The organism is Kaistella yananensis (assembly GCF_026107505.2).
Classification (GTDB): domain Bacteria; phylum Bacteroidota; class Bacteroidia; order Flavobacteriales; family Weeksellaceae; genus Kaistella; species Kaistella yananensis.
Window position 1 is genome coordinate 1 of the sequence record NZ_JAPCHZ010000012.1, and the last position, 2,910, is coordinate 2,910.

The following is a 2,910-nucleotide window of genomic DNA, read 5'->3' on the forward strand; positions in this document are numbered from 1 at the left end:
AGAAATAAGATCATTGACATTAACGGTAAGAACATCACAAAGAGAAAACCGAGCACTTACGGGTGCGGAGTTTACAAAATAAGAAGGCAGCACGGTTGTGTTGCCGGATAAAACTAAACTAATTTAATTATTAGGAAAGAAATCGTTAAGGGCGTATGGCGGATGCCTAGGCTTTCAGAGGCGACGAAGGACGTGGTAAGCTGCGAAAAGCTGCGGGGATCGGCACACACGAATTGATCCGCAGATGTCCGAATGGGGCAACCCGGCTGGTTGAAGACCAGTCATCCCGATTTATCGGGAAGCAAACCCGGAGAACTGAAACATCTAAGTACCCGGAGGAAAAGAAATCGAAGAGATTCCGTAAGTAGTGGCGAGCGAAAGCGGATTAGCCCAAAAGTCTTTATATGTTTAAAAGAATGTTCTGGAAAGAACAGCCGTAGAGGGTGATAGCCCCGTATTTGAAAGGCATACATAGATGATAAATGAGTAGGGCGGGACACGTGAAATCCTGTCTGAATATGGGGGGACCATCCTCCAAGGCTAAATACTCCTGAAAGACCGATAGTGAACAAGTACTGTGAAGGAAAGGTGAAAAGCACTTCGAATAGAAGGGTGAAAGAGAACCTGAAACCGTACGCCTACAAGCGGTCGGAGCCCACAAGTTGGGTGACGGCGTGCCTTTTGCATAATGAGCCTACGAGTTAATTTTACTAGCGAGCTTAAGCACTTCAGGTGCGGAGGCGGAGCGAAAGCGAGTCTGAATAGGGCGCATAGTTAGTAGGATTAGACGCGAAACCTTGTGATCTACCCATGGGCAGGTTGAAGCTTTGGTAACACAAAGTGGAGGACCGAACCGGTTGACGTTGAAAAGTCTTCGGATGACTTGTGGGTAGGGGTGAAAGGCCAATCAAACTGGGAGATAGCTCGTACTCCCCGAAATGCATTTAGGTGCAGCGTCGATGTTAAGTTTATTAGAGGTAGAGCTACTGATTGGATGCGGGGGAGTCAAATCCTACCAATTCCTGACAAACTCCGAATGCTAATAAATGTTCGTCGGCAGTGAGGGCATGGGTGCTAAGGTCCATGTCCGAAAGGGAAAGAACCCGGACCAACAGCTAAGGTCCCCAAATCTATACTAAGTTGAAACAACGCGGTTGAACTGCATTGACAGCTAGGATGTTGGCTTGGAAGCAGCCATTCATTTAAAGAGTGCGTAACAGCTCACTAGTCGAGCGGTTCGGCATGGATAATAATCGGGCATAAGTATAGTACCGAAGCTATGGATTTATAACTTTTGAGTTATATCTGGTAGGGGAGCATTCTATTTGCGCCGAAGCAGTATCGTGAGGTATTGTGGAGCGGATAGAAAAGAAAATGTAGGCATAAGTAACGATAAAGCGGGCGAGAAACCCGCTCACCGAAAGACTAAGGTTTCCTCAGCCATGCTAATCAGCTGAGGGTTAGTCGGGACCTAACGCGAACCCGAAAGGGGAAGTGGATGGACAATGGGTTAATATTCCCATACTTGCTCACACTAAAAAGGGGACGGATTTACGTACTTGCTGGAGACTGACGGAATAGTCAAGGCCTAGCCTTCGGGCGAAGCTGCTGCAGGGAAATAGATTCCAAGAAAAGCCGAAGTGAAGCAACCCGTACCAAAACCGACACAGGTAGTCGAGGAGAGAATCCTAAGGTGCTAGAGTGAATCATGGTTAAGGAACTAGGCAAAATAGTCTCGTAACTTCGGAAGAAGAGACGCCATCAGCAATGGTGGCCGCAGTGAAGAGGCCCAGGCGACTGTTTATCAAAAACACAGGACTCTGCTAAATCGAAAGATGCTGTATAGGGTCTGACACCTGCCCGGTGCTGGAAGGTTAAGGAAGGTTGTTAGCGTAAGCGAAGCAATTAACTGAAGCCCCAGTAAACGGCGGCCGTAACTATAACGGTCCTAAGGTAGCGAAATTCCTTGTCGGGTAAGTTCCGACCTGCACGAATGGTGTAACGATCTGGGCACTGTCTCAACCATGAGCTCTGTGAAATTGTAGTATCGGTGAAGATGCCGATTACCCGCAATGGGACGAAAAGACCCTGTGAACCTTTACTATAACTTCGTATTGACTTTGAATAAACAATGTGTAGGATAGGTGGGAGACTTTGAAGCGGGCACGCCAGTGTCTGTGGAGTCAACGTTGAAATACCACCCTTTGTTTATTTGGAGCCTAACTTGAGAGATCAAGGACATTGCGTGGTGGGTAGTTTGACTGGGGTGGTCGCCTCCAAAAGAGTAACGGAGGCTTTCAAAGGTACCCTCAGCACGCTTGGTAACCGTGCGTAGAGTGTAATGGCATAAGGGTGCTTGACTGTGAGACCTACAAGTCGATCAGGTGCGAAAGCAGGACATAGTGATCCGGTGGTTCCGTATGGAAGGGCCATCGCTCATAGGATAAAAGGTACTCCGGGGATAACAGGCTAGTCTCCCCCAAGAGCTCACATCGACGGGGAGGTTCGGCACCTCGATGTCGGCTCGTCACATCCTGGGGCTGGAGAAGGTCCCAAGGGTTGGGCTGTTCGCCCATTAAAGTGGCACGCGAGCTGGGTTCAGAACGTCGTGAGACAGTTCGGTCTCTATCTATTGCGGGCGTTAGATGTTTGAGAGGGCTTGAATCTAGTACGAGAGGACCGATTTGAACAAACCTCTGGTGTATCAGTTGTACCGCCAGGTGCACCGCTGAGTAGCTACGTTTGGTAAGGATAAGCACTGAAAGCATATAAGTGCGAAACCTGCCTCAAGATGAGACATCTTTTAAGGGTCGTTGGAGATGACAACGTTGATAGGCTACAGGTGTAAAGTCAGTAATGGCATAGCCGAGTAGTACTAATTACCCGTAGATTTATAGCCTAATAAGGCGC

The 2,910-nt window shown here is 48.2% G+C and carries 1 rRNA gene; it reads left to right on the forward strand.

What is annotated here, in order from left to right:
• Positions 1-135 precede the first annotated feature (135 nt).
• Positions 136-2,899, forward strand: a 23S ribosomal RNA gene (locus OK344_RS13350).
• The last annotated feature ends 11 nt before the right edge of the window (positions 2,900-2,910 follow it).